Genomic DNA, 25,871 nt, shown 5'->3' on the forward strand with positions numbered 1-25,871 from the left:
CAGGCGCAGTCCAATGAGGCATCGGAGCGCAATCCTGGATGGAATCAAAGAGGGGATCAACATTGATCAGACATAAGCGCATTTCGCTGGGTTTGCTGGCGAGTGCCGTTATTGCAGCCTGGAGCCCGGCGGGCTGGGCTGCCGATCCGTTCGTCGTCAGGGACATCCGCGTTGAGGGACTGCAACGCGTCGAACCGGGTACCGTGTTTGGCTACCTGCCGGTGCGCGTCGGTGAAACCTTCACCGATGACAAGGGTGCCGATGCCATCCGTGCCCTCTACAATACCGGCTTCTTCAAGGACGTGCAGATCCGCGCCGAGGAAGGCGTGCTGGTGGTGCAGGTCGAAGAGCGTCCGGCCATCTCGCAGCTCGAGTTCGTCGGCATCAAGGAATTCGACAAGGACACGCTGCGCCGCTCGCTGCGCGCGGTCGGCGTGGCCGAGGCCCGCTACTACGACAAGGCCCTGATCGACAAGGCCGAGCAGGAACTCAAGCGCCAGTACGTTGCGCGCGGCTACTATGCCGCCGATGTACAGACCACCATCACGCCGGTGGACCGCAACCGCGTCTCGGTGGTGTTCAACGTCGACGAGGGCCCGGTCGCCAAGATCCGCCAGATCAATATCGTCGGCAACAAGGCCTTCAAGGAAAGCACGCTGCGCGACGAGATGCAGCTGTCCACGCCGAACTGGCTGTCGTGGTACACCAAGAACGACCTGTACTCGAAGCAGAAGCTGACCGCCGACCTGGAAGCGCTGCGCTCGTACTACCTGAACCGCGGCTACCTGGAATTCGCCATCGAATCGACTCAGGTCTCGATCACGCCCGACAAGAAAGACATCTTCCTGACGCTGAACATCAAGGAAGGCGAGCAGTACAAGGTTTCCGACGTGCGCCTGGCCGGCGAGCTGCTGGGCAAGCAGGAGGAAATGGAAAAGCTGCTGCAGCTGAAGAAGGGCGATATTTTCTCGTCCGAGAAGCTGACGCAGAGCACCAAGGCCATTACCGACCTGCTCGGCACCTATGGCTACGCGTTCACCACCATCAACCCGCAGCCGCAGATCGACAAGGAAAAGCGCGAAGTCGCGCTGACCCTGATGGTCGATCCGGGCCGCCGCGTCTACGTGCGCCGCGTCAACGTGGTCGGCAACAGCAAGACCCGCGACGAAGTGGTGCGGCGCGAGATGCGCCAGATGGAAAGCTCTTGGTTCGACAGCGAAAAGCTGCAGCAGTCGCAGGCGCGCATCAACCGAACCGGCTACTTCACCGACACCAACATCACCACCGAGGACGTGCCCGGCGCGCCCGACCAGGTCGATGTGAACGTCAACGTGACCGAAAAGCCGACCGGCCAGATCAGCCTGGGCGTGGGCTTCTCGTCGACCGACAAGCTGGTGCTGCAGGCCGGCCTGCGCCAGGACAACGTGTTCGGCTCGGGTACCAGCCTGGGCCTGGACGTGAACACCGCCAAGTCGTTCCGCACCATCGCGCTGACGCAGTACGACCCGTACTTCACGGTGGACGGCATCAGCCGCTCGACCGATATCTACTACCGTACCTCGCGCCCGCTGTACTACACCGGCGACCAGGACTACAAGATCGTCTCGGCCGGCGGCGGCTTCAAGTTCGGCGTGCCGTTCTCGGAAGTCGATACCGTGTTCTTCGGCATCGGCTACGAACGCACCCAGGTGTACACCTCGGTCAACACGCCGACCCAGTACACGAACTGGCTGAACCAGATCGGCAAGAGCTCCGGCGACGGCATCAACAACTTCCCGTTCACGATCGGCTGGGCGCGTGACCGCCGCGACAGCGCACTGGTCCCGACCAAGGGGCCGTACACCCAGGCCAACCTCGAAGTCGGCCTGCCGGGCGGCGATACGCAGTACTACCGCGCCAGCGTGCAGCAGCAGTACTTCTACCCGATCTCGAAGGCCTTCACGCTGGCGCTGAACGGCGAGGTCGCCTACGGCCACGGCTATGGCAACACGCCGTTCCCGGTGTTCAAGTACTTCTACGCCGGCGGTATCGGCTCGGTGCGCGGCTACCAGACCAGCACGCTGGGCCCGAAGGACCAGAACGGCAACCCGGTGGGCGGCGCCTCCAAGATGATCGGCAACATCGAGTTCATCTTCCCGCTGCCGGGCTCGGGCGTGGACCGCACGCTGCGCCTGTTCACCTTCTTCGACTTCGGTAACGTCTATCAGGAAGGCGAGCCGCTGAGCTTCAGCGAGCTGAAGTACTCGACCGGCTTCGGCATGTCGTGGCTGTCGCCGATCGGGCCGCTGAAGCTCAGCATGGGCTTCCCGCTCAGGCGCGACACCAACGACAAGGTCCAGCGCTTCCAGTTCCAGATCGGCACGGCATTCTGATTCTGAAAAAGGATCTGTTTTCATGACTACAACATCCAAACTGGTCAAGTCCCTGGGCGCCGCCGCGCTCGCCGGCGCGGCGCTCTGTGCCGCGCTGCCGGCCTCGGCCCAGGAAGCGCGCATCGCCGCGGTCAATTCCGAGCGCATCCTGCGTGATTCGCAGCCGGCCAAGGCGGCCCAGGTCAAGCTGGAGCAGGAGTTCTCCAAGCGCGACCGCGAACTGCAGGACATGGCCCAGAAGATCAAGGGCATGGCCGACAAGCTGGACAAGGACACGGCCGTGCTGGCCGATTCCGACCGCCAGCGCCGCCAGCGCGAAGTGGCTGACCTGGACCGCGAGTTCCAGCGCAAGCAGCGCGAATTCCGCGAGGACCTGAACCAGCGCCGCAACGAGGAGCTGGCCCAGGTGCTGGAACGCGCCAACCGCGTGATCCGTCAGCTTGCCGAACAGCGCAAGTACGACCTGATCGTGCAGGAAGCCGTGTACGTGAATCCGCGCATCGATATCACCGACGACGTGATGAAGGTGCTGAACGCCGGCGGCAAGTAAGCCTGCGCCGCTTCGTCGTTCGTTCCTTCGTTCTTTCATCAGGAAGTACCGCCATGCAGACACCCACACTGGGTCAGCTCGCCACCGAGAACGGCGCGCAGGTTGTGGGTGACCCCGACCTGGCGATCACCGGCCTGGCCCCCCTGGACCAGGCCGGACCGGGCGAGCTCTCGTTCCTGTCCAATCCGCTCTACCTGCAGCAGGCGCTGGATGCCAGGGCCGGCGCCGTGATCGTCTCGGCCGCCGACCTCGAGCGCGTGCGCGCCGAAGGCAAGGCCGACGGCCGCAACTGGCTGGTGGCGCGCAATCCCTACGTATGCTTTGCCCGCGTGGCGCAGCGTTTCGACCGCGCCGCCAATACCGACGCGCGCACCGGCATCGACGCGCGCGCCACCGTGGCGCCCGACGCGGTGGTGCCGGCCTCGTGCTACATCGGCCCCAACGTGGTCATCGAAGCCGGCGCGCGCCTGGGCGAGCGCGTGCGCATCCTGGCCAACGGCTATGTCGGCGCGCATGCGCAGATCGGCGACGATTCACTGCTCTACGCCAATGTCTCGGTCTACCACCACTGCGTGGTCGGCGCCCGCGCCATCCTGCACAGCGGTGTGGTGATCGGCGCCGACGGCTTCGGCTTCGCGCCGGACATCAGCGCGACCGGCGTCGAATACGTGAAGATCCCGCAGACCGGACGCGCGGTGCTGGGCCAGGACGTCGAGGTCGGCGCCAATACCGCGATCGACCGCGGCGCCATGGCCGACACCGTGATCGAGGACGGCTGCAAGATCGACAACCAGGTCCAGATCGCGCACAACGTGCGGGTCGGAGCGCATACGGTCATCGCCGGCTGCGCCGCGGTGTCGGGCAGCACCCGCATCGGGCGCTTCTGCGTGATCGGCGGCGCCGCCAACTTTGCCGGCCACCTGACCATTGCCGACCGCACCACGGTGTCGGGCGGCACCTCGATCACCAAATCCATTACCAAGCCCGGCGGCCATTTCACCAGCGTGTTCCCGTTCTTGCCGCACGGCGAGTGGGAGCGCAATGCAGCCATCGTGCGCGGCCTGAGCAAGCTGCGCGAACGGGTGGTGGCGCTGGAGCGCCGCCTGCGCGGCCAGGCCGCCGGGTCCCAACCCTCACAAGACTAAAGAGAAATCATCATGAGCGCGGCCGAAATCGATATCCGCAAGATCCTCAAGCTGCTGCCGCACCGGTACCCGTTCCTGCTGGTCGACCGCGTGCTGGAGTTCGAGGCGCAGAAGCGGATCAAGACCCTGAAGAACGTCACCATCAACGAGCCGTACTTCCAGGGCCATTTCCCCGAGCAGCCGGTGATGCCGGGCGTGATGATCCTGGAAGCGCTGGCGCAGTCGGCCGGCCTGCTGACCTTCGGCGCCGACATGGAGCGCAAGGAAGGCGCGCTGTACTACTTTGTCGGCATCGACGGCGCCCGCTTCAAGCAGGTGGTGTACCCCGGCGACCAGCTGCACATGAACGTGACGGTCGAGCGCTATATCCGCGGCATCTGGAAGTTCAAGGCGTTCGCCACGGTCGACGACAAGGTGGCCTGCGAGGCGGAGCTGATGTGCACCGTGAAGCAGGCCGAGTGAGGCCGCCCGCGGCCCGCGGCGCTGCCGCGGGCTGACTGCCGCATCCTCCGCGCCCACTCGCGCCGCGGGGGCGCACGGCCCGGACGGGAACCTTTGCCCGGCGCATTGGCCCATCCTCCACCAGACCCATCACAGGACAGTACGCATGACGCAAATCCACCCCACCGCACTGGTCGACCCGAAGGCAGAACTGGCCGCCGACGTCAGCGTCGGCCCGTTCTCGATCGTCGGCCCCAACGTGCGGATCGGCAGCGGCACCCGGATCGGCTCGCATACGACGGTCGAGGGCCATACCACGATCGGCGCGGGCAACACCATCGGCCCCTATGCCTCGGTCGGCGGCGTGCCGCAGGACATGAAGTACCGCAACGAGCCGACCCGGCTCGAGATCGGCGACCGCAACACCATCCGCGAATTCACCACGATCCACACCGGCACGGTGCAGGACCGCGGCCTGACCAGCATCGGCAACGACAACTGGATCATGGCCTACGTCCATATCGCCCATGACTGCATGGTCGGCAACCACACCGTGTTCTCCAGCAACGCGCAGATCGCCGGCCACGTCGAGGTGGGCGACTGGGCCATCCTGGGCGGCATGAGCGGCGTGCACCAGTTCGTGCGCATCGGCGCCCATGCGATGCTGGGCGGCGCCTCGGCGCTGGTGCAGGACGTGCCCCCGTTCGTGATCGCGGCCAGCGACAAGAGCGGCAACAAGGCCACGCCGCACGGCATCAATGTCGAAGGGCTGCGCCGCCGCGGCTTCGATGCCGGCCAGATCGCCGCGCTGCGCCAGGCCTACAAGCTGCTTTACAAGTCCGACCTCAGCTTCGACGAGGCGCGCAACGAGATTTCCGCATTGCTGGCGCAGGTGGATGCCGGCACCGCGGCGCCGCTGCAGGCCTTTGTCGACTTCCTTGCCGCCACCCAGCGCGGCATCGTGCGCTGAGACCGGTCCCACATGGCTGACGCCGCGATTCGGAAGGACCTGCCCGCGGGCAACGGCAGCGCCGCGGGCAAGCGCGGCACCATCGCCATGGTGGCCGGCGAGGCCTCGGGCGACCTGCTGGCTTCGCTGATGATGGGCGGGCTGCAGGCCCGCCTGGCCGAGACCGGCGAGGCGGTCGACTACGCCGGCATCGGCGGCAAGCGCATGATGGCGCAGGGCTTCGTCTCGCGCTGGCCGATGGAAACGCTGTCGGTCAATGGCTATGTCGAGGTGCTGGGCTCGCTGCGCGAGATCCTCGCCACGCGGCGCGCGGTGCGCGAATGGCTGCTGGCGGAGCCGCCGCTGTGCTTTATCGGGGTCGATGCGCCGGACTTCAATTTCGGCCTGGAAGTGCCGTTGCGCCGCGCCGGCATCCCGGTGGTGCATTTCGTCAGCCCGTCGATCTGGGCCTGGCGCGGCGGTCGCATTCGCACCATCGCGCGCGCGGTCGACCACATCCTGTGCCTGTTCCCGTTCGAGCCCGAGATCTATGCCAGGGCCGGCATTCCGGCCACCTACGTGGGCCATCCGCTCGCCGACGTGATCCCGATGGTGCCCGACGTCGCCGGCGCGCGCGCGGCGCTCAAGCTGCCGCCCGGGCACCGCGTGGTGGCGGTGCTGCCGGGCAGCCGCCAGTCCGAGGTGCGCAATCTCGGCGCCACCTTTTTCGCCGCGATGGCTCGCATGCAGCGCATGGACCCGAAGCTGGCGTTCGTGCTGCCGGCGGCGAGCGCGCCGCTGCGCGCCATCGTCGAAGACCTGCACCAACAGCATCCGGAACTGTGCCTCACCATTGTCGACGGCAAGTCGCACCAGGCCATGGAAGCCGCCGACGTGGTGCTGCTGGCAAGCGGCACCGCCACGCTCGAGGCGGCGCTGTACAAGAAGCCGATGGTGATCTCGTACAAGGTGCCCTGGCTGACCGCGCAGATCATGAAGCGCCAGGGTTATCTGCCCTACGTGGGATTGCCTAATATCCTTTCAGGGCGCTTTGTCGTGCCCGAGCTGCTGCAGGACGACGCCACGCCCGAGGCGCTGGCGCGCGAGACCCTGCTGCAGCTCAACGACGAGGGCAATACCGCCTTCCTGTACGAGCATTTCACGCGCATGCACGAGACGCTCAAGTGCAACACCGCGCAACTGGCGGCCGATGTCGTGGTCGACCTGATGCGCAGCCGGGGGACCGTCTGATGGCACGGCGCAATGCCGCATCACCGCAGCTGGGACTGGACCTGGCGCCGGCTGCCGGCGCCATCCAGCGCCTGTGCGGCGTCGACGAGGCGGGCCGCGGCCCGCTCGCGGGGCCGGTCTATGCCGCCGCGGTGGTGCTGGACCCGAAACGCCCGATCCGTGGCCTGGCCGACTCCAAGATCCTGACCGCGGCCAAGCGCGAGGCGCTGTACGAGAAGATCTGCGAGCGCGCGCTGGGCTGGCATATCGCCTTCGCCACGGTCGAGGAAATCGATACGATCAATATCCTGCACGCCAGCATGCTGGCGATGCAGCGGGCCGTGCAGGGCCTGGCCGCCAGCGGCGTGGTGCCGGACCTGGTGCAGGTCGACGGCAATCGCTGTCCGCAGGTCGCGTACCCGGTCGAAGCCATCGTCAAGGGCGATGCGCTGGTCAAGGCGATCTCGGCCGCCTCGATCCTGGCCAAGGTGGCGCGCGACCGCGCCCTGATGGAACTGCACGCGGCCTACCCGCAATACGGCTTCGATTCGCACGTGGGCTACGGCACGCCGCAGCATATGGCGGCGCTGGCCGAATTCGGCGCAACCCCGCACCATCGCCGCTCGTTCGCGCCGGTGCGCGAGGCGCTGGCGCAGCGGCCGCTGTTTACCGCCATGGTCGCCGCCGCGCCGGTGACCGACGACATTGCGGTCGCTGACGCCGGCATCCTCGCCGGTGCCGCGACCGAAGCCGCCACCCAGTTCGGCACCTTCCTGCCACCCGAAGCATCGTGAAGCACGTCACCTCGCGCGACAACGCGCTGTTCAAGCACCTGAAGGCGCTTGCCGGTTCCACGCACCAGCGCCGCAAGGCCGGCCAGTCGCTGCTCGACGGCGTGCACCTGGCGCAGGCCTACGTGGCCGCGCGCGGCCAGCCCGTGACCTGCCTGGTGTCGGAGCGCCACTACGACCACGCCGAAGTGGCGCCGCTGCTGGCCCAGATGGACAGCGAGCGCGTGGTGGTGCTGGCCGATGCGCTGTTCACGCAGATCAGCGGCGTGGTCAACGGCATCGACCTGATGCTGGTGATCGAGACCCCGGCGGGCCACCTGCCGGCGCGCATCGAGCAGGACTGCATCATCCTGGACGGGGTGCAGGACGCGGGCAATGTCGGCTCGATCCTGCGCAGCGCGGCGGCGGCGGGCATCCGCGACGCCTTCCTCGCCACCGGCTGCGCCTTCGCGTGGTCGGTCAAGACCCTGCGCGCCGGCATGGGTGCGAACTTCCACCTGAATATCGTCGAGCATTGCACGCTCGAGTCCCTTGCGCCGCGGCTGGCGATCCCGCTGCTGGCGACCTCGTCGCACGCCGAGGCCGCGGTGTTCGATACCGACCTGCGCGCACCGGTGGCGTGGGTGGTCGGCAACGAAGGGGCAGGGGTCAGCGAGGGCTGGATGGCGCATGTCACGCGCAAGGTCGGCATTCCGCAACCGGGCGGGATGGAGTCGCTGAACGTGGCCGCGGCAACGGCGATCTGCCTGTTCGAGGCGGTGCGCCAGCGGCGCGCCGGCTGACCGCGCCGGCGCGGCCACAAAAAAGCGGCCCGGGCGGCCGCTTTTCTTTTCCTGCCTCAGTAGTTGTCGCGGTCGACCTTGATCTCCTGCAGGATCGTGGTCGCGATCTCTTCGATCGACTTGTGCGTCGACGACAGCCACTTGATGCCTTCGCGGCGCATCATCGCCTCGGCCTCGTTGACCTCGTAGCGGCAGTTTTCCAGCGCGGCGTACTTGCTGCCCGGGCGGCGCTCGTTGCGGATCTCGGTCAGGCGCTGCGGGTCGATCGACAGGCCGAAGATCTTTGACTTGAACGCATACAGCGCCGACGGCAGCCTGCCGCGCTCGAAGTCGTCGGGAATCAGCGGATAGTTGGCCGCCTTCAGCCCGTACTGCATCGCCAGGTAGAGGCTGGTCGGGGTCTTGCCGCTGCGCGACACGCCCACCAGGATCACGTCGGCTTCTTCCAGGTTCTTGTGTGACTGGCCGTCATCATGCGCCAGCGAGAAGTTGATCGCCTCGATCCGGTTCTTGTAGGCCTCGGTGTCCGCGTTCTGGTGGAAGCGGCCGATGGCGTGGGTGGACTTCAGGCCAAGTTCCTTTTCGAGCGGCTCGATAAAGGTCTGGAACATGTCCAGGATCATCGCCTTGGCGCGGCGCAGTGCCTTGTTCGCTTCCTGGTTGACCAGCGTGGTGAAGACGATCGGCGGCACGCCCTCGTTGTGGAACGCCTCGTTGATCTTGCCGACGGCGATATGTGCCTTTTCCGGGGTATCGACGAAGGGCATGCGCACCTTGCGGAAGCGCATTTCGAACTGGGCCAGGATGGAATGGCTGAAGGTCTCGGCGGTGATGCCGGTGCCATCCGAGACGATAAACACGGTGCGCACCGCGGGGCGCTCGGCCGCCTGGGGCGTGGGCGCCGCAGGGGTTGCGGCTTGCGTTCCAGGCGTGGACCCGGGTGTCGCCGTTCCGGGCGCTTCTGGCTGGGACATGGGGAGGGTGGAATAAATAGATTGAATCTTCCGCAGAAAAGTGCGGCGCAGCACGGTAGAATAGCGGCGATCTTTTCGCTAAGCAATTCCATAGGGTGGCCGGCTGCGCAACATGCCCACGCCACAAACCGCGCCCGGAATTGTCGACAATGCGCGCTACGCGATGAGAGCCGTAGCGCCAGGTCCGCAGCGCCAGTTCGGGGTTGCTTAGCCAAGCGATCCGTCCGGGAACAGAACATCAACAACATACCGGGCATGCGCAACCAGTTTTCTACTTTGTTTTGAGGCTCTCATGACTAACCAGGCAGATAACGGCGCCTATGTGCTGCCGTTCGAGCAGTTGCGCATGGCTGACGTGGAAATCGTCGGCGGCAAGAATTCGTCGCTGGGCGAGATGATCTCCCAGCTGGCCGAAGCCGGCGTCCGCGTTCCGGGCGGCTTTGCCACCACCGCGCTCGCCTTCCGCGACTTCCTCGCCCACAACAACCTGACCGAGCGCATCTCGCAGCGCCTGAAGACCCTGAACGTCGACGACGTCAAGGCCCTGGCCGAAGCCGGTGCCGAGATCCGCGACTGGGTCGCCTCCGCACCGTTCCAGCCGCGCCTGGAACAGGAAATCCGCGAGTTCTATGCCCGCGTGGCCGAGCGCGAAGGCGCCGAGGCCTCGTTCGCGGTGCGTTCGTCGGCCACGGCCGAAGACCTGCCCGACGCCTCCTTCGCCGGCCAGCAGGAGTCCTACCTGAACGTCAGCGGCATCGACGACGTGCTCGACAAGATCAAGCACGTGTTCGCCTCGCTGTACAACGACCGCGCCATCTCCTACCGCGTGCACAAGGGCTTTGCCCACGACGTGGTGGCGCTGTCCGCCGGCATCCAGCGCATGGTCCGCTCGGACCTGGCTGCCTCCGGCGTGATGTTCACCATCGACACCGAATCCGGCTTCCCCGACGTGGTCTTCATCACCTCCAGCTATGGCCTGGGCGAAACGGTGGTGCAGGGCGCGGTCAACCCGGACGAGTTCTACGTGTTCAAGCCGACGCTGCAAGCCGGCAAGTACCCGATCATCCGCCGCTCGATCGGCTCCAAGCTGATCAAGATGGAATTCACCAAGCCGGGCGAAGCCGGCCGTGTGAAGACCGTCGACGTGCCCGCCGAACTGCGCAACCGCTACTCGATCACCGACGAAGACGTGACCGAGCTGGCGCGCTACGCGATGATCATCGAGAAGCACTATGGCCGCCCGATGGACATCGAGTGGGGCAAGGACGGCAAGGACGGCAAGATCTACATCCTGCAGGCCCGCCCGGAAACGGTGAAGAGCCAGTCGGCCGGCAAGGCCGAGCAGCGCTTCAAGCTCAAAGGCACCGCGCCCGTGCTGACCAGCGGCCGCGCCATCGGCCAGAAGATCGGCACCGGCCCGGTGCGCGTGATCAACGACCCGTCCGAGATGGAACGCGTGCAGCCCGGCGACGTGCTGGTGGCCGACATGACCGACCCCAACTGGGAGCCGGTGATGAAGCGCGCCTCCGCGATCGTCACCAACCGTGGCGGCCGTACCTGCCACGCCGCCATCATCGCGCGTGAACTGGGCGTGCCGGCGGTGGTCGGCTGCGGCGATGCCACCGACGTGCTCAAGGACGGCACGCTGGTGACGGTGTCGTGCGCCGAGGGCGACGAAGGCCGCATCTACGACGGCCTGCTCGAAACCGAAGTGACCGAGGTCCAGCGCGGCGAGATGCCGGAAATCGACGTCAAGCTGATGATGAACGTCGGCAACCCGCAGCTGGCGTTCGACTTCGCGCAGATCCCGAACAACGGCGTCGGCCTGGCGCGCCTTGAATTCATCATCAACAACAATATCGGCGTCCACCCGAAGGCCATCCTCGACTACCCGCAAGTCGACGCCGACCTGAAGAAGGCCGTGGAAAGCGTGGCCCGTGGCCACGCCAGCCCGCGCGCGTTCTACGTCGACAAGCTGGCCGAGGGCATCGCCACCATCGGCGCGGCCTTCTACCCGAAGCCCGTGATCGTGCGCCTGTCGGACTTCAAGTCCAACGAGTACAAGAAGCTGATCGGCGGCTCGCGCTACGAGCCGGATGAAGAAAACCCGATGCTGGGCTTCCGCGGCGCCTCGCGCTACATCGCCGAAGACTTCGCCGAAGCCTTCGAGATGGAGTGCAAGGCCATGAAGCGCGTGCGCGACGAAATGGGCCTGACCAACGTCGAGATCATGGTGCCGTTCGTGCGCACGCTGGGCCAGGCCGAGAAGGTCATCGAACTGCTGGCCAAGCATGGCCTGAAGCGCGGCGAGAACGGCCTGCGCATCATCATGATGTGCGAAGTGCCGTCCAACGCGATCCTGGCTGAAGAGTTCCTGCAATTCTTCGACGGCTTCTCGATCGGCTCGAACGACCTGACCCAGCTGACGCTGGGCCTGGACCGCGACTCGGGCATGGAGCTGCTGGCCAAGGACTTCGACGAGCGCGACCCGGCGGTGTGCTTCATGCTGTCGCGCGCGATCTCGGCGTGCATCCGGCTGGACAAGTACGTCGGCATCTGCGGCCAGGGTCCTTCGGACCATCCGGACTTTGCCGCATGGCTGGCCAAGGAAGGCATCAAGTCGATCTCGCTGAACCCGGACTCGGTGGTCGAGACCTGGCAAAAGCTGGCTTCCTGAGGCATTTGACGTCACAATAACGACTGCCGGCCGCTTCGGGTAGCCGGCGGAAGCACCGGCCCTGCGTCAGGTGTTGCAAAGCCCCGCAGACGCTGTATGGCGCTGCGGGGTTTTTACTTTTTCGGGAAATCCGTGGTCGAACGGGAGCTTGGATGGCGTACTACATCTGGTTCGTGGCGGCGGTGCTGCTGGTGATCGTCGAACTGAACACCGGCACCTTCTATCTGCTGATGGTGGCGGTGGGCCTGGCCGCCGCCGGGGTGGCGGCCTTGCTTGGCGCCTCGCCCGCGGCGCAGGCCCTGACCGGGGCGCTGGTGGCGGCGGTGCTGATCGCCGGGCTGCGCCGCACCCGCTTCGGCAAGCTGCGGCGCGGAAATGCCGCGGCCGATCCCAACGTCAACCTCGATATCGGCCAGGAACTCGAGGTACCGGCGTGGGACGCCAACCGGCGCGCCCGCGTGCCGTATCGCGGCGCCGACTGGACCGTCGAGCTGGCGCCCGATTGTCCGCCCGAGCGCGCGCTCGCGCCGGGGCGCTACCGCATCGTCGCGGTGCGCGGCAGCACGCTGGTGGTGTCGCCTCGCTGAAGCCCTGTCTTCCGAATCCTTTGCGCATCGCGGCCGCGGCCGCGGTGTGTTCCGCCTGCCGCCGACCGGCGGCGCCGTACCGATGTGTTCTGCCTGGAGGGTCGTTACATGCTCGCTTTTCAGCTTGGTTTGCTGCCGCTGATCATCCTTGTCGCCGTTATCGTGCTGATTGCCAAGGGCATCAAGATCGTGCCGCAGCAGCACGCCTGGGTGCTGGAGCGCCTGGGCCGCTATCACGCGACCCTGACTCCCGGGCTGTCGATCGTGGTGCCGTTCGTCGACCGCGTCGCCTACAAGCATGTGCTCAAGGAAATCCCGCTGGACGTGCCCAGCCAGGTCTGCATCACCAAGGACAACACGCAGCTGCAGGTCGACGGCGTGCTGTACTTCCAGGTCACCGACCCGATGAAGGCGTCGTATGGCTCGAGCAATTTCGTGGTCGCGATCACGCAGCTGTCGCAGACCACGCTGCGCTCGGTGATCGGCAAGCTGGAGCTGGACAAGACTTTCGAGGAGCGCGAGTTCATCAACCACAGCGTGGTCAATGCGCTGGACGAAGCTGCCTCCAACTGGGGCGTAAAGGTGCTGCGCTATGAGATCAAGGACCTGACCCCGCCCAAGGAGATCCTGCATGCGATGCAGGCGCAGATCACCGCCGAGCGTGAAAAGCGCGCGCTGATCGCGGCCTCCGAAGGCAAGCGCCAGGAACAGATCAACCTGGCCACCGGCGCGCGCGAGGCGGCGATCCAGAAGTCGGAGGGTGAGCGCCAGGCGGCCATCAACAAGGCCCAGGGCGAGGCCAGCGCGATCCTGGCGGTGGCCGAGGCCAATGCGCAGGCAATCCAGAAGATCGGCAATGCGATCCGCACCGAGGGCGGCATGGATGCGGTCAACCTGAAGGTGGCCGAGGAATATGTCGCCGCGTTCGGCAACCTGGCCAAGCAGGGCAATACGCTGATCGTGCCGGGCAATATGGGCGACATGAGCAGCATGATCGCCACGGCGCTGCAGATCGTGAAGGGGCAGCAGAAGGCCGCTTGAGGCAGGGCTGAACGAAGGGCGGCTGAACGAAGGGCGCGCGGCGCGGCGGTTCAGTCCTTGTTGTCGCCCTTCATGATGCGGGCCTTCTCGCGCTGCCAGTCGCGCTGCTTTTCGGTCTCGCGCTTGTCGAACTGCTTCTTGCCCTTGGCCAGGCCGATCTCGCATTTCACGCGGCCGCGCGTGTAATGCAGGTTCAGCGGCACCAGCGTGTAGCCGCGCTGCTCGACCTTGCCGATCAGCTTCTTGATTTCGTCGGCCTTGAGCAGCAGCTTGCGGGTGCGCACCGGATCGGGCTTGACGTGGGTGGAGGCGCTTTGCAGCGGGCTGATATGGGCGCCGATCAGGAACATCTCGGCGTCGCGCACGACCACGTAGCCTTCCTTGATCTGCACTCGCCCGGCGCGGATCGCCTTGACCTCCCAGCCTTCCAGCACGATTCCGGCCTCGTATCGTTCCTCGATGAAATAGTCGAAGAAGGCCTTCTTGTTGTCTGCAATGGTCATGCGTGCGGGTCGGGTGCGGTAGGGTGGATGCTGGCCGGTTCGCTGCAGCGCCACATGGCGGGATGCCGCGGGGCGCGCGGGTCGGCTAAAATCGGGATTCTAGCAAACCAGCCCCCGGCACAGGCGCATGCCTGCCGCGCAGCGCGCGCGGCAGGGCCGCAAGCCAGATTTCCCCTTACATGGCAGACGTCCATAAATCCGTCCTGCTCGGTTACTCCGCCGCGCAGATGTATGACCTGGTCACCCGCGTGGAGGACTATCCCAAGTTCCTGCCATGGTGCGGCGGCGTGGAGGTGTTCGAGCAGACCGAGACCACGCTCGACGCCAAGATCCATATCCACTTCAAGGGCATCCAGCAGTTCTTCCATACGCGCAATACCCAGGAGCGTCCGACGCGTATCGACATGACCTTTGCCGACGGGCCGTTCAAGACCTTCAACGGGTCATGGCGCTTTACGCCGTTGCGCGAAGACGCGTGCAAGATCGAGTTCCACCTGCACTACGAGTTTTCCAGCCTGCTGCTGGAGAAGCTGATCGGCCCGGTCTTCAGCATGATCGCCAATACCTTTGTCGATGCCTTCGTCAAGCGCGCCGAGGTGGTGTATGGCACCAGCTGAACGCAGCGCCGCCACGGTGCATATCGCGGTCTGCTACGCGCGTCCGGAAGCCGTGTTCCTGAAGGCCATCGACGTGCCCACGGGCACCACGATCGCGGCGGCCATCGTCAACTCCGGATTGCAGCAGGCTTGCCCGGAAGTCGATCCGGCCACCATGCGCGTGGGCATTTTCGGCAAGCTCAAGACCCCGGAGACGGTGGTGCGCGACGGCGACCGCGTCGAGGTGTACCGGCCGCTGACGGCGGATCCGAAGCAGGCGCGCCGCAAGCGGGTCCAGAAGCAGCGCGCCGGCGGCACGCGCGAGGGCCAGAAATGGCTGCGCGGCAACAGCTGAGCCGCGCATTGCCGCCAACGCAAACGGGCCCGGGCTGGCCCGTTTTTCATGGCTTCAGTTGCAGTGCTTTTCCAGGTTGGCGCTGGTCCTGAGGATTTCCGCCTGGCGCTGCTCGCTGTTCAGGTGCTGCAGCGCGCCATCCGGACCGGCGACCGCGGCGCGCATGCCCTGCTGCAGGCCGGTGGCATAGTTGCGCAGCTGCGCGCAACGGGCGGCGCGCTCGGCCGTCTCGGCTTCCTTGCGGGCCTCTTCGGCGGCGGCTTTCAGGCTGGCTTCGCGGCGCTTCTGGAAGGCTTCCTCGGGCGTCGGTGCGGTGGGCTTGGCCGATGCCTTGGCCGGAGCTGGTGCGGCTATGGCGGCGTCCGCTGCCTGGGCCGCCTGGACCGGCTGGAGGTCGCCGGCATGGCGTCCCGGTGCGCGCAAGACCCTCGCCGCAGCCGTGGACGGCGGCACGTCGCTGTAGACCATGTGGCCGTTGGCATCGCGCCACTGCCAGTAGGCAAGGGCCGGTGCAGGCGTGGCCAGAACGGCGGCAAGGGCAGCGGCAAGCAGGCACGGCGCGGACGATCGTTGCATGGCGGGACGTCTCAAAGTGGCTCTGGAAGCACGGGCCGCCGGCTGCATGCGTTAGCGATGGCCGCGGCACGAAGCCGCGGCAATTGCTCGGGCGCTTGCTTGCAATGCAATGCAATGCGTAGCGCCGGTCTGACCCTGGTAAATGCCTGGTATTTTTGTGCGGCGCGTGTGACTCCCGCGCCTGGTTCGCTAGTCTACGCAGACTTGTCGGTGGCGTGCAAGCGCACCGACCAGGCCACGCCGACCATCAGCAACACGATCGCGGCGATTTCCAGCGGGCGTGGCCAGCGCTGGTCGAAGACAAAGCCATAGGCCAGCGCGAACAGCGTTTCGAACACGATCATCTGGCCCGACAGCGTCAGCGGCAGGCGCCGGCTGGCGATATTCCACAGGTTGTTGCCGATCAGCGAAGCGCCCAGCGCCACCGCGGCGTTGACCATCCAGAACCACTGCCAGTCGCGGCCGCTGTCGGCGGCGCCCAGGGTGTCGCCGGCAATCAACCAGCCGACTGCCGCCAGTACCGCGGACACGGCGCCGGTCGACAGCCCGTACAGCGCCGACCATTCATTGCCGCTGTAATGCGGGTTGCGCTGCAGATAGCGCGCGTTGTCCACCGCATAGAGGGTCCAGCAGACCAGCGCACCGGCAGCGCAACCGACTCCGGCCAGCTTCTGCCACACCGGCCGCGCCACCGCGCCGGCCGCCGCCGCATGGGCGCCCGGGCCGCCGCCGAACAGGTCGATATTGATGCAGGCAATGCCCGCGGCCACCACCAGCAGCGGCCACAGCAGCCGCGCCAGCGGCACCGCGCCGTGGTCGCGCCGGCCCATGATGGTGACCGAGATCGGCAGGATGCCGATGATCAGCGAGGTCGGGCCGACCCCGGCCAGCTGCACGCCGAAGGCCAGCAGCACGTAGTAGAGCAGGTTGCCGGTAAAGGCCTGGCGCAGCAGCGCCACGCAGTCGGCGCGGGTCAGCTTGCGCGCGATGCGCCGCAGCAGCGGCAGCGCCGCCACGCAGGCCACCAGCCCGTAGGCCAGGTAGCGGCCGATGGCCAGTTCCCACGGCGAAAACGCGGGCAGCAGCTTGGGGGCGATGAACACCATGCCCCAGAACGCGCCAGCCAGCAGCCCGCACAATACGCCGATTCCCATACTTCGCCGTGCCCGGATAAAAAGACAACGAGCATAGCAGACGGCACCTCGGAAAGGCCGCTGGCGGGCATCAGCAAATCGCGCATTCCTGTATAATTCGGTTTTGCGCCTAGAGGATTTGCTATGCGTCTTGTCCAGAAAGCACTCACATTCGATGACGTGCTGCTCGTCCCGGCCTATTCGGCCGTCCTTCCCCGGGATGTTTCCCTCCGCACCCGCCTGACCCGCTCCATCGAACTGAACATCCCGCTGGTCTCCGCGGCGATGGACACCGTGACGGAAGCGCGCCTGGCGATTTCCATGGCGCAGGCCGGCGGCATCGGCATCATCCACAAGAACCTGAAGCCCGCCGACCAGGCCCGCGAAGTCGCGCGCGTCAAGCGCTACGAATCGGGCGTGCTGCGTGACCCGATCACCATTTCGCCGGACATGAAGATCCGCGATGTGATCGCGCTGTCGCAGCAGCACGGCATTTCCGGGTTCCCGGTGGTCGAGGGCAAGGCCGTGGTCGGCATCATCACCAACCGCGACCTGCGTTTCGAGGAAGAGCTCGACGCGCCGGTGCGCGCCAAGATGACGCCGCGCGACAAGCTGGTGACCGTGGCCGAGGGCGCGCCGCTGGAAGAAGCCAAGCGGCTGATGAACCGGCACCGCCTCGAGCGCGTGTTGGTGGTGAACCAGGCCTTCGAGCTGCGCGGCCTGATCACCGTGAAGGACATCCAGAAGGCGGTGGACAACCCGCTCGCCAGCAAGGACGACCATGGCCAGCTGCGCGTCGGCGCCGCGGTCGGCGTGGGCCCGGACAACGACGAGCGCGTCGAACTGCTGGTCAAGGCCGGCGTCGACGTGATTGTGGTGGATACGGCGCACGGCCATAGCCAGGGCGTGCTGGACCGCGTGCGCTGGGTCAAGCAGAACTTCCCGCAGGTGCAGGTGGTTGGCGGCAACATCGCCACCGGCGACGCCGCGCGCGCGCTGGTCGAGCATGGCGCCGACGGCGTCAAGGTCGGCATCGGCCCCGGTTCGATCTGCACCACGCGTATCGTTGCCGGCGTCGGCGTGCCCCAGATCACCGCCGTCTCCAACGTGGCCGAAGCGCTCAAGGGCACCGGCGTGCCGCTGATCGCCGACGGCGGCGTGCGCTATTCCGGCGATGTGGCCAAGGCCCTCGCGGCCGGCGCGCACACCGTGATGATGGGCGGCATGTTCTCCGGCACCGAGGAAGCGCCGGGCGAGACCTTCCTGTTCCAGGGCCGCTCGTTCAAGAGCTACCGCGGCATGGGTTCGGTGGGCGCGATGAAGGACGGCGCGGCCGACCGCTACTTCCAGGAAGACAACACCGCCAACGTCGACAAGCTGGTGCCCGAAGGCATCGAAGGGCGCGTGCCGTACAAGGGTTCGGTGATGGCCATCATCCACCAGCTGACCGGCGGCGTACGCGCCTCGATGGGCTATTGCGGCAGCAAGTCGATTGCCGACTGGCACGAGAGCGCCCAGTTCGTCCAGATCACGGCGGCCGGCATGCGTGAATCGCACGTGCACGACGTGCAGATCACCAAGGAAGCGCCGAACTACCATATCGACTGATGCCCCGCGGCCGCGCACCGTCCCTGCAGGCGGTGCGCGGCCGCCGGCATCGGGGCGAGGGCGCGCCCCCACCCACTCCACGCTCGCCCCCCCGGCGCCGCGCCCGGGCCGGCCCGGGGGGGGCCCCCCCGCCGGCATCGGGGCGAGGGCGCGCCGGCGCGTGCCCGCGCCCGACCCGCCATCCCATCCGAACCTGGCCGCGCGCCACGCAGGCGTTGTCCTGATGCCCGCCGCACCACCGGCCGGGGCCAAGACGAGGAGCGCCAATGAAGGTGTTGCTGCGAGCCGTGCTGTTTTTCGATGCCCTGGTGGACCTGCTGCTGGGCGTGCTGCTGCTGATGTCCCCGTTCACCACGCTGTACGCGGCGCTGCAGCTGCCGCAGCCGCAGCCGGCGCTGTTCGGGCAGCTGCTGGGCGTGGCGCTGGTGGGGCTGTCGGTACTGCTGTGGCAGGCCGCCTTCAATGGCCAGCTGACGGTGCCGGTGGCGCGCACCGCAGGCTACGTGAACCTGGCCAGCGCGGTGCTCATCATCGCCTGGATGGTGTTCCTGGAGCTGCCGCTGGAAGGCGCCGGCAAGCTCTGGCTGCCGACCATGGCGGTGGTGCTGCTGTTCTTTGCCGTGGTGCAGATCCCGGCGGCCAAGCGCGTGCGCGTGCGCGAACAGCAACGGAAGATGGAACGCGCGCTGCAGGAACAGGAAAGCAGGAAGGAACCCGGCGTTGCCCCCGCGGCGCGCCCCACGAATACCCCAGAATACCGGCGCGAGCCGGTCATCACGCCGCCGCCGGGCTATGGCCCCGGCACGGAAGTCGTGACCGAGCCCATCCCGGAAGACACGCCATCGGCCCATCATGCACGACAAAATCCTCATTCTTGATTTCGGCTCGCAGGTCACGCAGCTGATCGCCCGCCGCGTCCGCGAGGCGCACGTCTATTGCGAAATCCACCCGAACGACGTCAGCGACGCGTTCGTGCGCGAATTCGCCCCCAAGGCGATCATCCTGTCCGGCAGCCACGCCAGCACCTATGAAGACCACCAGCTGCGCGCGCCGCAGGCGGTGTGGGACCTGGGCGTGCCGGTGCTGGGCATCTGCTACGGCATGCAGACCATGGCGGTGCAGCTGGGCGGCAAGGTCGAGTGGAGCGATCATCGCGAGTTCGGCTACGCCGAGATGCGCGCCCATGGCCATACCGGGCTGCTCAAGGACATCGAGGACTTCCGCACGCCGGAAGGCCACGGCATGCTCAAGGTGTGGATGAGCCATGGCGACAAGGTCACCGGCCTGCCGCCCGGCTTCAAGCTGATGGCTTCCACGCCGAGCTGCCCGATCGCCGGCATGGCCGACGAGACGCGCCACTACTACGCCGTGCAGTTCCACCCCGAGGTCACGCACACGGTCAAGGGCCGCCAGATGCTGGAGCGCTTCGTGCTGCAGATCGCCGGCTGCAAGCCTGACTGGGTCATGCGCGACCATATCGAGGAAGCGGTCGCCAGGATCCGCGAGCAGGTCGGCGATGAAGAGGTCATCCTGGGCCTGTCCGGCGGCGTCGATTCGTCGGTGGCCGCGGCGCTGATCCATCGCGCCATCGGCGACCAGCTGACCTGCGTGTTCGTCGACCACGGCCTGCTGCGCCAGGACGAGGGCAAGCTGGTGATGGAAATGTTCGTCGGCCGGCTGCACGCCAAGGTGGTCCATGTCGATGCCTCCGACCAGTTCCTCGGCCACCTCGCCGGCGTCACCGATCCCGAGCAGAAGCGCAAGATCATCGGCCGCGAGTTCGTCGAGGTGTTCCAGGCCGAGGCGCGCAAGCTGACCAACGCCAAGTGGCTGGCGCAGGGCACCATCTACCCGGACGTGGTGGAGTCGGGCGGCACCAAGACCAAGAAGGCCACCACCATCAAGAGCCACCACAACGTCGGCGGCCTGCCGGAGACGCTGGGCCTGAAGCTGCTGGAGCCGCTGCGCGACCTGTTCAAGGACGAAGTGCGCGAACTGGGCGTGGCGCTGGGCCTGCCGCCCGAAATGGTCTACCGCCACCCGTTCCCGGGCCCGGGCCTGGGCGTGCGCATCCTCGGCGAAGTCAAGCGCGACTACGCCGACCTGCTGCGCCGCGCCGATGCCATCTTCATCGAAGAACTGCGCAAGACCATCGCCACCGAACACGACGCCGCCGCCGGCCTGTGCGAACCCGACCAGGTCGGCAAGAGCTGGTACGACCTCACCAGCCAGGCCTTCGCCGTGTTCCTGCCGGTCAAGTCCGTCGGCGTGATGGGCGACGGCCGCACCTACGACTACGTGGTCGCGCTGCGCGCGGTGCAGACCACCGACTTCATGACCGCGCACTGGGCGCACCTGCCGTATGCGCTGCTGGGCCGCTGCTCCAACCGCATCATCAACGAAGTCCGGGGTTTGAACCGGGTCGTGTATGACGTGTCGGGGAAGCCGCCGGCGACGATCGAGTGGGAGTGAAAAGACGTCTTTCGGGGCTATCGCCAGCTATCGAAAGGTTGCCGTAACGCGTTGATTTTCAAAGATGCGTTGCGGCACCTATCGATGATCATCACCGGCCAGCGGAACAGGTTGGCGGTGAGTGGCGGTAGAACCTGGAGGCCGGGCCGCCAGCCGTCTGCCGGTTCCCGCGCGGGGCTTCAGAACGTGCCAGGGTAGGCGCCGCCGTCGAGCAGGATATTCTGCGCGGTGATGTAGGCGGCCTGGCGGCTGCACAGGAAAGCGCAGGTGGCGCCGAACTCGGCGGGATCGCCGAAACGGCGGGTGGGGTTCTCGACGGCGCGGCGCTCTGCCATGGCCTGCGCGGTCAGCCCGGCCTGCCGCGCCGCGCCTTCGATGGTCTTGCCGAGGCGGTCGGTACGGAACGGCCCCGGCAGCATGTTGTTCACCGTGACCCCGTGCCGGGCGACCTCGCGCGCCAGTCCCGCCACAAAGCCCGTCAAGCCGGAGCGCGCGCCGTTGGAGAGGCCCAGCACGTCGATCGGTGCCTTGACCGCGCCGCTGGTGATGTTGATGATGCGGCCCCACTTGCGCGCGATCATGCCGTCGACGGTGGCCTTGATCAGGTCGATCGGCGTCAGCATATTGGCGTTGAGCGCGTCCATCCACGTGTCGCGTTCCCAGTCGCGGAAGTTGCCCGGCGGCGGGCCGCCGGCATTGGTGACCAGGATGTCGAGATCGCCCAGGCCAGCCACCCCGTCCAGCGCGGCGGCGCGGCCCTCGGGCCTGGTGATGTCGGCGGCGACCGCGACCACGCGGTGGCCGTGGCGCGCACGGATGTCGCTGGCGGCTTGCTCCAGTGCATCGGCATTGCGCGCCACGATCACCACATCCACACCCTCGGCGGCCAGTGCGTCGGCACAGGCAAAGCCGAGGCCCTTGCTTGCGCCGCAGACCAGCGCGCGCTTGCCATGCAGTCCCAGATCCATTTCGTTGCTCTCCTTTTGCAGGGGTGGCGGATATCCGTTGCCAGGCGCCGGTGCCGGCTAGCCGTGCGCACGCGGGCGGTAGTCGATCAGGCTCGAGAACACGGCGATCAGCACCGCCATGACGACGAAGAACAGCAGCGCCAGGAAGTAGGAGCCCGACCACTGGACGATCACGCCGATCAGGATCGGCACCACCACGCCGGCCATGTTGCCGCAGAAGTTCATGGTGCCGCCCAGCACGCCGCTGCGTTCCGGGCCGCCGACGATGGCCGGCAGGCTCCAGTACATGCCGCAGAAGCGGATGAAGAACATCGCCACGCACAGCAGCACGACGACCGTGCCGGAGTCGGGGATGTAGGCCGCCGCGAGGATGCAGGCCGCTGCCACCAGTGACGAGCCGCTGAACATCGTGCGCATGACGACATTGGGCGATGCGCCCGACGCCTTCCACCGGTCGCCGATGTAGCCGCCGATGAGCTCGCCGACGAAGCCCGACATGAAGATGATGAAGGTGGCCCCGCCCATGGCGGCGATGTTGAAGCCGTGCGCCTTGTGCAGATAGCTCGGCATCCACGTCAGCAAGCCATAGAAGACCGCGAGGATGCAGCTGTAGCCGGCGAACATGGCCAGCACCGAGCGGTCCCGCACCAGTTCGCGCAGCGGCACGCGCGCGGCGGCGGCGCTGGCGCGCGCGTTGCCGCGCGTGATGTGCTCCAGCTCGGCAGCGTTGACGCCGGGGTGGTCCGACGGATGATTGCGGATGTAGCGCCACGCCAGCACGCCCGCCAGCATCGTACCGACGCCGGCGATCACGAACGCGATGCGCCACGAGCCGAACCAGGCGATCAACCCGGAGATCAGGATCGCGCCCAGGGCGCTGCCAAGCGGGGCGCCGCCGTCGACGAGCACGGCGCCGCGGCCGCGCTCGTGCGGGGTCAGCCAGCTACCGATCAGCTTGGCGCCGGCCGGCATGATCGGCGACTCGGACACGCCGAGGCCCATGCGCGTGAGCAGCAGCACGATCCAGTTGTGGGAGGCGGCACCGAGCGCCTGGAAGGCACCCCAGGCAACCGTCGCCGCGGCGATGATGCCGCGCGTGTGATACCGGTCCAGCAGCACGCCGGCGGGGATCTGCATCAGTGCGTACGACCAGAAGAACGCGCTCAGCATCAGGCCTTCGAGCGCCGGAGACAAATTGAATTCCGGCGCGATCAACGGCAGCGCGACCGACAGCGAGGCCCGGTCGATGTAGTTGATCGCTGTCAGCAGCAGCATGATCAGGAAGATGCGCCAGCGCACGCTGGTGGGGCGCACGGCTTCGCTGGCCGATGGCGATGACAGGGCAGGGGAGGGTAAGGACGGCATGGTTGTCTCGCTTCGTTGTGATGGTGCGGCGTGTTGCTTCATTGCCGCCGGGCACTGTAGGGCCGCCGCCAGGCCTTGCCTAATGACTCTTCGTGATTGCGTGATAACCAGCAGGATGGCGCTGGCCAGCGCTGGCTGGCAGCACGGGTAGCCGCACGGTAACCGCATAAGGGACCGTTATCGGCCAATCCATTCTTTTCATTACCGGGATTGGCGGGGGGCTTTGTACTGTTCGGGGCTCGGAGACATCGAACGGAGAAAGCCCCATGATTCCATTTCAATATTTTTTCCCGACCACGCTGAAGTTCGGCAACGGCCTGGCCAACCGGGCCGGCGAGCTGCTCAAGCCCTTGTTCCGCGGCAAGCTGCTGGTGGTGACCGACGAAGGCCTGATCAAGAGTGGTGTGCTGGAAGGATTCTTTGCCTCCCTCAGCACCGCTGACGTGGCCTATGACGTCTTCTCGGGCGTCGAGGCAAATCCCAGCACCACCGTGCTGGAGCGCGCCGTGGCCTTTCTGAAGGACCACGCTTGCACCGCGGTGATCGGCGTCGGCGGCGGCAGCAGCATCGATACCGCCAAGGGTGTCGCCGCGATGGCGACCAACGCGGGCACCATCCTGGATTACGAAGGCTACGACAGGATTCCCAACGCGCCGCTGCCGATCTTCGCGATTCCGACGACGTCAGGCACGGGCAGCGAATGCACCGCGTCGACGGTCTTCACGAACAAGGAGACGCTGTTCAAGACCGTGATCATCAGTCCGCGGCTGTTTCCGCAACTGGCGATCCTGGACGCCGAACTGACGCTGAAGCTGCCGCCGGCCATCACCGCCGCGACCGGCATGGACGCGCTCACCCATGCGATCGAATCCTATGTATCGAAGCAGGCGAATCCGGTCAGCCAGGCGCTGGCGCTGGGCGCGGTGCGCCTGATCGGGCGCAGCCTGCGCAAGGCCTACTACGTCGGTTCAGACCTCGCGGCCAGGGAGGACATGCTGCTGGGGTCGTTCCTGGCCGGCGTCGCCTTCTCGCAGTCGAAGCTGGGCAACGTCCATGCGATCTCGCACACGATGGGCGGCGTGTTCAACATCGCCCATGGCATCGCCAATGCGGCGCTGCTCCCCTACGTGATCGCGTTCAACGGGCCCGCCTGCCCGGAGCGCTATCGCGACATTGCCGACGCGCTCGGTGCCGAGGTGGCGGGCGTCGATGCCGAAACCGCGGCGCGCCGCCTGGTGGCGCAGATCGTCGAGCTCAACCGCGCGCTCGGCATTTCTTCGAACATCCGCGAGCTCGGTGTCGACCTCGAGCACCTGCCGCAGATGGTCGCCGATTCGATGCGCAGCGGCAACGTCCTGGTCAACCCGCGCCTGACCACGGCGGGCGATATCGAGCGGATCATCCTCGCCGCGCATGCCGGCAACCTTTGAGCGGCCCGCAGCGGCCGGGTCATTTCATCCATCATCCCAGCAAACAGGAGTCTCCATGTTTTATGAAATGCGGACCTATACGGTCCAGATCGGCAAGATGAAGGAATACCTGCAGCACTTCGAACAAGAAGGCCTGCCGGTGATTTCCCGCTATGCCACGCTCGTCGGCTGGTGGTACACGGAGATCGGCGAACTCAACCAGGTGGTCCATATCTGGGCCTACGAAAGCCTGGACGACCGCATCAAGCGGCGTGCGGCACTCTATGAAGATCGCGACTGGCTCGAGAAATTCATTCCCAAGGCCTTCCCGATGCTCGAGAAGATGGAGTCGAAGCTGCTGATGCCGGCGGCGTTCTCGCCGATCAGATGAGATGTTGCTGCAGCGCCTCGGCAAGCAGCCTTGCACCTGGTGACAGGTGCGCGCCGGCGCGGGTCACCACGCCGTAGGGCTCCTCGATGACCGGGATCGCGACCGGCAGGCGCGCCACCAGTCCGAACTGCTCGCCAAACGCCGCCACTTCGCGCGGGATCACGGCGACCAGCTCGGCGTTCGCCTGCAACAGGGTGAGGGCTGCAAACGTCGATGCGGTCTCGATCGGATAGCGTGGCACGTCGATGCCGGCATCGGCGAGCGCGCGCTCGAGCGCGAACCGCATCGGCGTGTTGACAGGGTAGGCTACCCATGACGCCTCCGCGAGGTCGCGCAAGCTCAGCGTCTTCCTGCGGGCGAGGGGATGCGCGCGCGCGGCCACCACCGCCAGCGGCTCGGATTCGAGCGGCACGCAGTCGTAAGCCTCCGGACGCCGGCTGCCGCCGCTGCGGCAGATGGCGAGATCGACGCGCCCCTCGTCGATCAGGGCCAGCAGGCTGGTGCTGGTCCCCTCCACGATCTCGATCGAAAGATGCGGCTGACGATGGCGCAGGTCGGTCAGCGCCCGTGTCAGCAGCGGCACCGCGCCCATGATGACGCCGACCGCAAGGTGGCCGCCGTGTCCCTGCGTCAGGGCAGTGACCTCGGCGTGCAGGTGTTCCAGGTCGCTGTAGATCAGGCGCGCATAGCGCGTGACGCAGCGCCCGAGATCATTGGCGACCAGTCCTTTCGGCTGCCGTTCGAACAGCGGCATGCCAAGGATGTCCTCGATCTCGCGCAGCACCTTGGTCGCGCCGGGTTGCGAGATGGCGATTTCCTCGGCCGCCTTGTGCAGCGAGCCATGGTTCTCCAGCGCGATCAACAGCCTCAACTGCTTGAGGCGAAGGCGCGATGCAATGTTGGCGAGGGAAGGGACAGCCAGCGGCTTCATGGCAACGACAGGACCGAAAGCCGAC

25 protein-coding genes are annotated in these 25,871 nt (G+C 66.6%); 18 read left to right on the forward strand and 7 right to left on the reverse strand.

The window, feature by feature from the left end:
* Nucleotides 1-38: 38 nt before the first annotated feature.
* From bamA to AC3FMM_RS07605, 8 genes are all read left to right on the forward strand, one after another.
* Nucleotides 39-2,372 (forward strand): outer membrane protein assembly factor BamA, encoded by a 2,334-nt coding sequence (gene bamA, locus AC3FMM_RS07570; protein ID WP_172581741.1) that lies wholly within the window; start codon nt 39-41, stop codon nt 2,370-2,372.
* A 22-nt stretch (nt 2,373-2,394) separates the two neighbouring features.
* Nucleotides 2,395-2,922, forward strand: coding sequence for an OmpH/Skp family outer membrane protein (locus AC3FMM_RS07575; protein ID WP_115680365.1), 528 nt, complete (start codon nt 2,395-2,397; stop codon nt 2,920-2,922).
* Between the two features lie 53 nt (nt 2,923-2,975).
* Nucleotides 2,976-4,067 carry a UDP-3-O-(3-hydroxymyristoyl)glucosamine N-acyltransferase gene (gene lpxD / locus AC3FMM_RS07580; protein WP_116312657.1) on the forward strand — a complete coding sequence of 364 codons (1,092 nt, stop codon included), beginning with the start codon at nt 2,976-2,978 and terminating at the stop codon, nt 4,065-4,067.
* Nucleotides 4,068-4,079: 12 nt separating this feature from the next.
* Nucleotides 4,080-4,529, forward strand: coding sequence for a 3-hydroxyacyl-ACP dehydratase FabZ (gene fabZ, locus AC3FMM_RS07585; protein WP_010809590.1), 450 nt, complete (start codon nt 4,080-4,082; stop codon nt 4,527-4,529).
* 145 nt (nt 4,530-4,674) lie between these two features.
* Complete coding sequence (gene lpxA, locus AC3FMM_RS07590; protein WP_111517880.1) at nt 4,675-5,478, forward strand: acyl-ACP--UDP-N-acetylglucosamine O-acyltransferase; 804 nt, start codon at nt 4,675-4,677, stop codon at nt 5,476-5,478.
* Nucleotides 5,479-5,565: 87 nt separating this feature from the next.
* Nucleotides 5,566-6,708 (forward strand): lipid-A-disaccharide synthase, encoded by a 1,143-nt coding sequence (gene lpxB / locus AC3FMM_RS07595; RefSeq protein ID WP_373429540.1) that lies wholly within the window; start codon nt 5,566-5,568, stop codon nt 6,706-6,708.
* Nucleotides 6,708-7,481 carry a ribonuclease HII gene (gene rnhB, locus AC3FMM_RS07600; protein WP_115680362.1) on the forward strand — a complete coding sequence of 258 codons (774 nt, stop codon included), beginning with the start codon at nt 6,708-6,710 and terminating at the stop codon, nt 7,479-7,481. The genes lpxB and rnhB overlap by 1 nt, the downstream gene beginning before the upstream one ends.
* Complete coding sequence (locus AC3FMM_RS07605) at nt 7,478-8,260, forward strand: TrmH family RNA methyltransferase (RefSeq protein ID WP_115709712.1); 783 nt, start codon at nt 7,478-7,480, stop codon at nt 8,258-8,260. The genes rnhB and AC3FMM_RS07605 overlap by 4 nt, the downstream gene beginning before the upstream one ends.
* 56 nt (nt 8,261-8,316) lie before the next feature.
* Here AC3FMM_RS07605 and ppsR read toward each other — a convergent pair whose 3' ends face one another.
* Complete coding sequence (gene ppsR, locus AC3FMM_RS07610) at nt 8,317-9,120, reverse strand: posphoenolpyruvate synthetase regulatory kinase/phosphorylase PpsR (RefSeq protein ID WP_172581740.1); 804 nt, start codon at nt 9,118-9,120, stop codon at nt 8,317-8,319.
* 406 nt (nt 9,121-9,526) lie between these two features.
* Here ppsR and ppsA point away from each other — a divergent pair, with 406 nt between their 5' ends.
* The 3 genes from ppsA to AC3FMM_RS07625 all read left to right on the forward strand — a co-directional run bounded on the left by ppsA (nt 9,527) and on the right by AC3FMM_RS07625 (nt 13,539).
* Nucleotides 9,527-11,911 carry a phosphoenolpyruvate synthase gene (gene ppsA, locus AC3FMM_RS07615; RefSeq protein WP_115709707.1) on the forward strand — a complete coding sequence of 795 codons (2,385 nt, stop codon included), beginning with the start codon at nt 9,527-9,529 and terminating at the stop codon, nt 11,909-11,911.
* Between the two features lie 152 nt (nt 11,912-12,063).
* Nucleotides 12,064-12,498 (forward strand): NfeD family protein, encoded by a 435-nt coding sequence (locus tag AC3FMM_RS07620; RefSeq protein ID WP_115680359.1) that lies wholly within the window; start codon nt 12,064-12,066, stop codon nt 12,496-12,498.
* A 108-nt stretch (nt 12,499-12,606) separates the two neighbouring features.
* Nucleotides 12,607-13,539 carry an SPFH domain-containing protein gene (locus AC3FMM_RS07625; RefSeq protein ID WP_115680358.1) on the forward strand — a complete coding sequence of 311 codons (933 nt, stop codon included), beginning with the start codon at nt 12,607-12,609 and terminating at the stop codon, nt 13,537-13,539.
* A gap of 50 nt (nt 13,540-13,589) precedes the next feature.
* Here AC3FMM_RS07625 and smpB read toward each other — a convergent pair whose 3' ends face one another.
* A complete protein-coding gene (smpB, locus tag AC3FMM_RS07630; RefSeq protein WP_062800102.1) occupies nt 13,590-14,042 on the reverse strand; it encodes an SsrA-binding protein SmpB in 453 nt (150 codons plus the stop codon).
* A 179-nt stretch (nt 14,043-14,221) separates the two neighbouring features.
* Here smpB and AC3FMM_RS07635 point away from each other — a divergent pair, with 179 nt between their 5' ends.
* Complete coding sequence (locus AC3FMM_RS07635) at nt 14,222-14,659, forward strand: type II toxin-antitoxin system RatA family toxin (RefSeq protein ID WP_062800100.1); 438 nt, start codon at nt 14,222-14,224, stop codon at nt 14,657-14,659.
* The gene (locus tag AC3FMM_RS07640) at nt 14,646-14,993 is read left to right on the forward strand and encodes an RnfH family protein (RefSeq protein ID WP_488686362.1); all 348 of its coding nucleotides are present in this window, start codon (nt 14,646-14,648) and stop codon (nt 14,991-14,993) included. The genes AC3FMM_RS07635 and AC3FMM_RS07640 overlap by 14 nt, the downstream gene beginning before the upstream one ends.
* A 54-nt stretch (nt 14,994-15,047) precedes the next feature.
* On the opposite strand, the gene AC3FMM_RS07645 is transcribed toward AC3FMM_RS07640, so the two are convergent.
* Both AC3FMM_RS07645 and AC3FMM_RS07650 read right to left on the reverse strand, forming a co-directional pair.
* Nucleotides 15,048-15,569: a DUF4124 domain-containing protein gene (locus AC3FMM_RS07645; protein WP_326346903.1), complete on the reverse strand. Its 522-nt coding sequence runs from the start codon at nt 15,567-15,569 to the stop codon at nt 15,048-15,050.
* A 194-nt stretch (nt 15,570-15,763) separates the two neighbouring features.
* On the reverse strand, nt 15,764-16,723 hold the full coding sequence (locus tag AC3FMM_RS07650) for a DMT family transporter (protein ID WP_116312654.1): 960 nt from the start codon (nt 16,721-16,723) through the stop codon (nt 15,764-15,766).
* Between the two features lie 123 nt (nt 16,724-16,846).
* Between AC3FMM_RS07650 and guaB the strand changes: the two genes are divergently transcribed.
* The 3 genes from guaB to guaA all read left to right on the forward strand — a co-directional run bounded on the left by guaB (nt 16,847) and on the right by guaA (nt 20,782).
* Nucleotides 16,847-18,310, forward strand: a complete 1,464-nt coding sequence (guaB, locus tag AC3FMM_RS07655; protein ID WP_115703336.1) for an IMP dehydrogenase — start codon at nt 16,847-16,849, stop codon at nt 18,308-18,310.
* Nucleotides 18,311-18,576: 266 nt separating this feature from the next.
* Nucleotides 18,577-19,188, forward strand: a complete 612-nt coding sequence (locus AC3FMM_RS07660; protein WP_115680353.1) for a hypothetical protein — start codon at nt 18,577-18,579, stop codon at nt 19,186-19,188.
* Nucleotides 19,163-20,782 (forward strand): glutamine-hydrolyzing GMP synthase, encoded by a 1,620-nt coding sequence (gene guaA / locus AC3FMM_RS07665; protein WP_116312653.1) that lies wholly within the window; start codon nt 19,163-19,165, stop codon nt 20,780-20,782. Before AC3FMM_RS07660 ends, guaA begins: the two co-directional genes overlap by 26 nt.
* Nucleotides 20,783-20,961: 179 nt before the next feature.
* Here guaA and AC3FMM_RS07670 read toward each other — a convergent pair whose 3' ends face one another.
* A complete protein-coding gene (locus AC3FMM_RS07670) occupies nt 20,962-21,750 on the reverse strand; it encodes an SDR family oxidoreductase (protein WP_473704356.1) in 789 nt (262 codons plus the stop codon).
* Between the two features lie 57 nt (nt 21,751-21,807).
* Nucleotides 21,808-23,115 carry an MFS transporter gene (locus AC3FMM_RS07675; RefSeq protein WP_116312651.1) on the reverse strand — a complete coding sequence of 436 codons (1,308 nt, stop codon included), beginning with the start codon at nt 23,113-23,115 and terminating at the stop codon, nt 21,808-21,810.
* Nucleotides 23,116-23,381: 266 nt separating this feature from the next.
* Between AC3FMM_RS07675 and AC3FMM_RS07680 the strand changes: the two genes are divergently transcribed.
* Together AC3FMM_RS07680 and AC3FMM_RS07685 are read left to right on the forward strand one after the other, a co-directional pair.
* On the forward strand, nt 23,382-24,545 hold the full coding sequence (locus tag AC3FMM_RS07680; RefSeq protein WP_488686363.1) for an iron-containing alcohol dehydrogenase: 1,164 nt from the start codon (nt 23,382-23,384) through the stop codon (nt 24,543-24,545).
* A 55-nt stretch (nt 24,546-24,600) separates the two neighbouring features.
* Complete coding sequence (locus AC3FMM_RS07685) at nt 24,601-24,915, forward strand: NIPSNAP family protein (protein ID WP_115680348.1); 315 nt, start codon at nt 24,601-24,603, stop codon at nt 24,913-24,915.
* Here the strand turns inward: AC3FMM_RS07685 and AC3FMM_RS07690 are convergent.
* Nucleotides 24,908-25,846: a LysR family transcriptional regulator gene (locus AC3FMM_RS07690; RefSeq protein ID WP_115703325.1), complete on the reverse strand. Its 939-nt coding sequence runs from the start codon at nt 25,844-25,846 to the stop codon at nt 24,908-24,910. The two genes, AC3FMM_RS07685 and AC3FMM_RS07690, sit on opposite strands and share 8 nt — an antisense overlap.
* Between the last annotated feature and the right edge of the window lie 25 nt (nt 25,847-25,871).

The organism is Cupriavidus sp. 207A1, assembly GCF_057798955.1.

What these genes read in the sequence shown, in the direction of transcription:
- bamA (WP_172581741.1), top strand. Translation starts at nt 39, where the DNA reads ATGGAATCAAAGAGGGGATCAACATTGATCAGACATAAGCGCATTTCG.
- AC3FMM_RS07575 (WP_115680365.1), top strand. Translation starts at nt 2,395, where the DNA reads ATGACTACAACATCCAAACTGGTCAAGTCCCTGGGCGCCGCCGCGCTC.
- lpxD (WP_116312657.1), top strand. Translation starts at nt 2,976, where the DNA reads ATGCAGACACCCACACTGGGTCAGCTCGCCACCGAGAACGGCGCGCAG.
- fabZ (WP_010809590.1), top strand. Translation starts at nt 4,080, where the DNA reads ATGAGCGCGGCCGAAATCGATATCCGCAAGATCCTCAAGCTGCTGCCG.
- lpxA (WP_111517880.1), top strand. Translation starts at nt 4,675, where the DNA reads ATGACGCAAATCCACCCCACCGCACTGGTCGACCCGAAGGCAGAACTG.
- lpxB (WP_373429540.1), top strand. Translation starts at nt 5,566, where the DNA reads ATGGTGGCCGGCGAGGCCTCGGGCGACCTGCTGGCTTCGCTGATGATG.
- rnhB (WP_115680362.1), top strand. Translation starts at nt 6,708, where the DNA reads ATGGCACGGCGCAATGCCGCATCACCGCAGCTGGGACTGGACCTGGCG.
- ppsA (WP_115709707.1), top strand. Translation starts at nt 9,527, where the DNA reads ATGACTAACCAGGCAGATAACGGCGCCTATGTGCTGCCGTTCGAGCAG.
- AC3FMM_RS07620 (WP_115680359.1), top strand. Translation starts at nt 12,064, where the DNA reads ATGGCGTACTACATCTGGTTCGTGGCGGCGGTGCTGCTGGTGATCGTC.
- AC3FMM_RS07625 (WP_115680358.1), top strand. Translation starts at nt 12,607, where the DNA reads ATGCTCGCTTTTCAGCTTGGTTTGCTGCCGCTGATCATCCTTGTCGCC.
- smpB (WP_062800102.1), bottom strand. Translation starts at nt 14,042, where the DNA reads ATGACCATTGCAGACAACAAGAAGGCCTTCTTCGACTATTTCATCGAG.
- AC3FMM_RS07635 (WP_062800100.1), top strand. Translation starts at nt 14,222, where the DNA reads ATGGCAGACGTCCATAAATCCGTCCTGCTCGGTTACTCCGCCGCGCAG.
- AC3FMM_RS07640 (WP_488686362.1), top strand. Translation starts at nt 14,646, where the DNA reads ATGGCACCAGCTGAACGCAGCGCCGCCACGGTGCATATCGCGGTCTGC.
- AC3FMM_RS07645 (WP_326346903.1), bottom strand. Translation starts at nt 15,569, where the DNA reads ATGCAACGATCGTCCGCGCCGTGCCTGCTTGCCGCTGCCCTTGCCGCC.
- AC3FMM_RS07650 (WP_116312654.1), bottom strand. Translation starts at nt 16,723, where the DNA reads ATGGGAATCGGCGTATTGTGCGGGCTGCTGGCTGGCGCGTTCTGGGGC.
- guaB (WP_115703336.1), top strand. Translation starts at nt 16,847, where the DNA reads ATGCGTCTTGTCCAGAAAGCACTCACATTCGATGACGTGCTGCTCGTC.
- AC3FMM_RS07660 (WP_115680353.1), top strand. Translation starts at nt 18,577, where the DNA reads ATGAAGGTGTTGCTGCGAGCCGTGCTGTTTTTCGATGCCCTGGTGGAC.
- guaA (WP_116312653.1), top strand. Translation starts at nt 19,163, where the DNA reads ATGCACGACAAAATCCTCATTCTTGATTTCGGCTCGCAGGTCACGCAG.
- AC3FMM_RS07670 (WP_473704356.1), bottom strand. Translation starts at nt 21,750, where the DNA reads ATGGATCTGGGACTGCATGGCAAGCGCGCGCTGGTCTGCGGCGCAAGC.
- AC3FMM_RS07675 (WP_116312651.1), bottom strand. Translation starts at nt 23,115, where the DNA reads ATGCCGTCCTTACCCTCCCCTGCCCTGTCATCGCCATCGGCCAGCGAA.
- AC3FMM_RS07680 (WP_488686363.1), top strand. Translation starts at nt 23,382, where the DNA reads ATGATTCCATTTCAATATTTTTTCCCGACCACGCTGAAGTTCGGCAAC.
- AC3FMM_RS07685 (WP_115680348.1), top strand. Translation starts at nt 24,601, where the DNA reads ATGTTTTATGAAATGCGGACCTATACGGTCCAGATCGGCAAGATGAAG.
- AC3FMM_RS07690 (WP_115703325.1), bottom strand. Translation starts at nt 25,846, where the DNA reads ATGAAGCCGCTGGCTGTCCCTTCCCTCGCCAACATTGCATCGCGCCTT.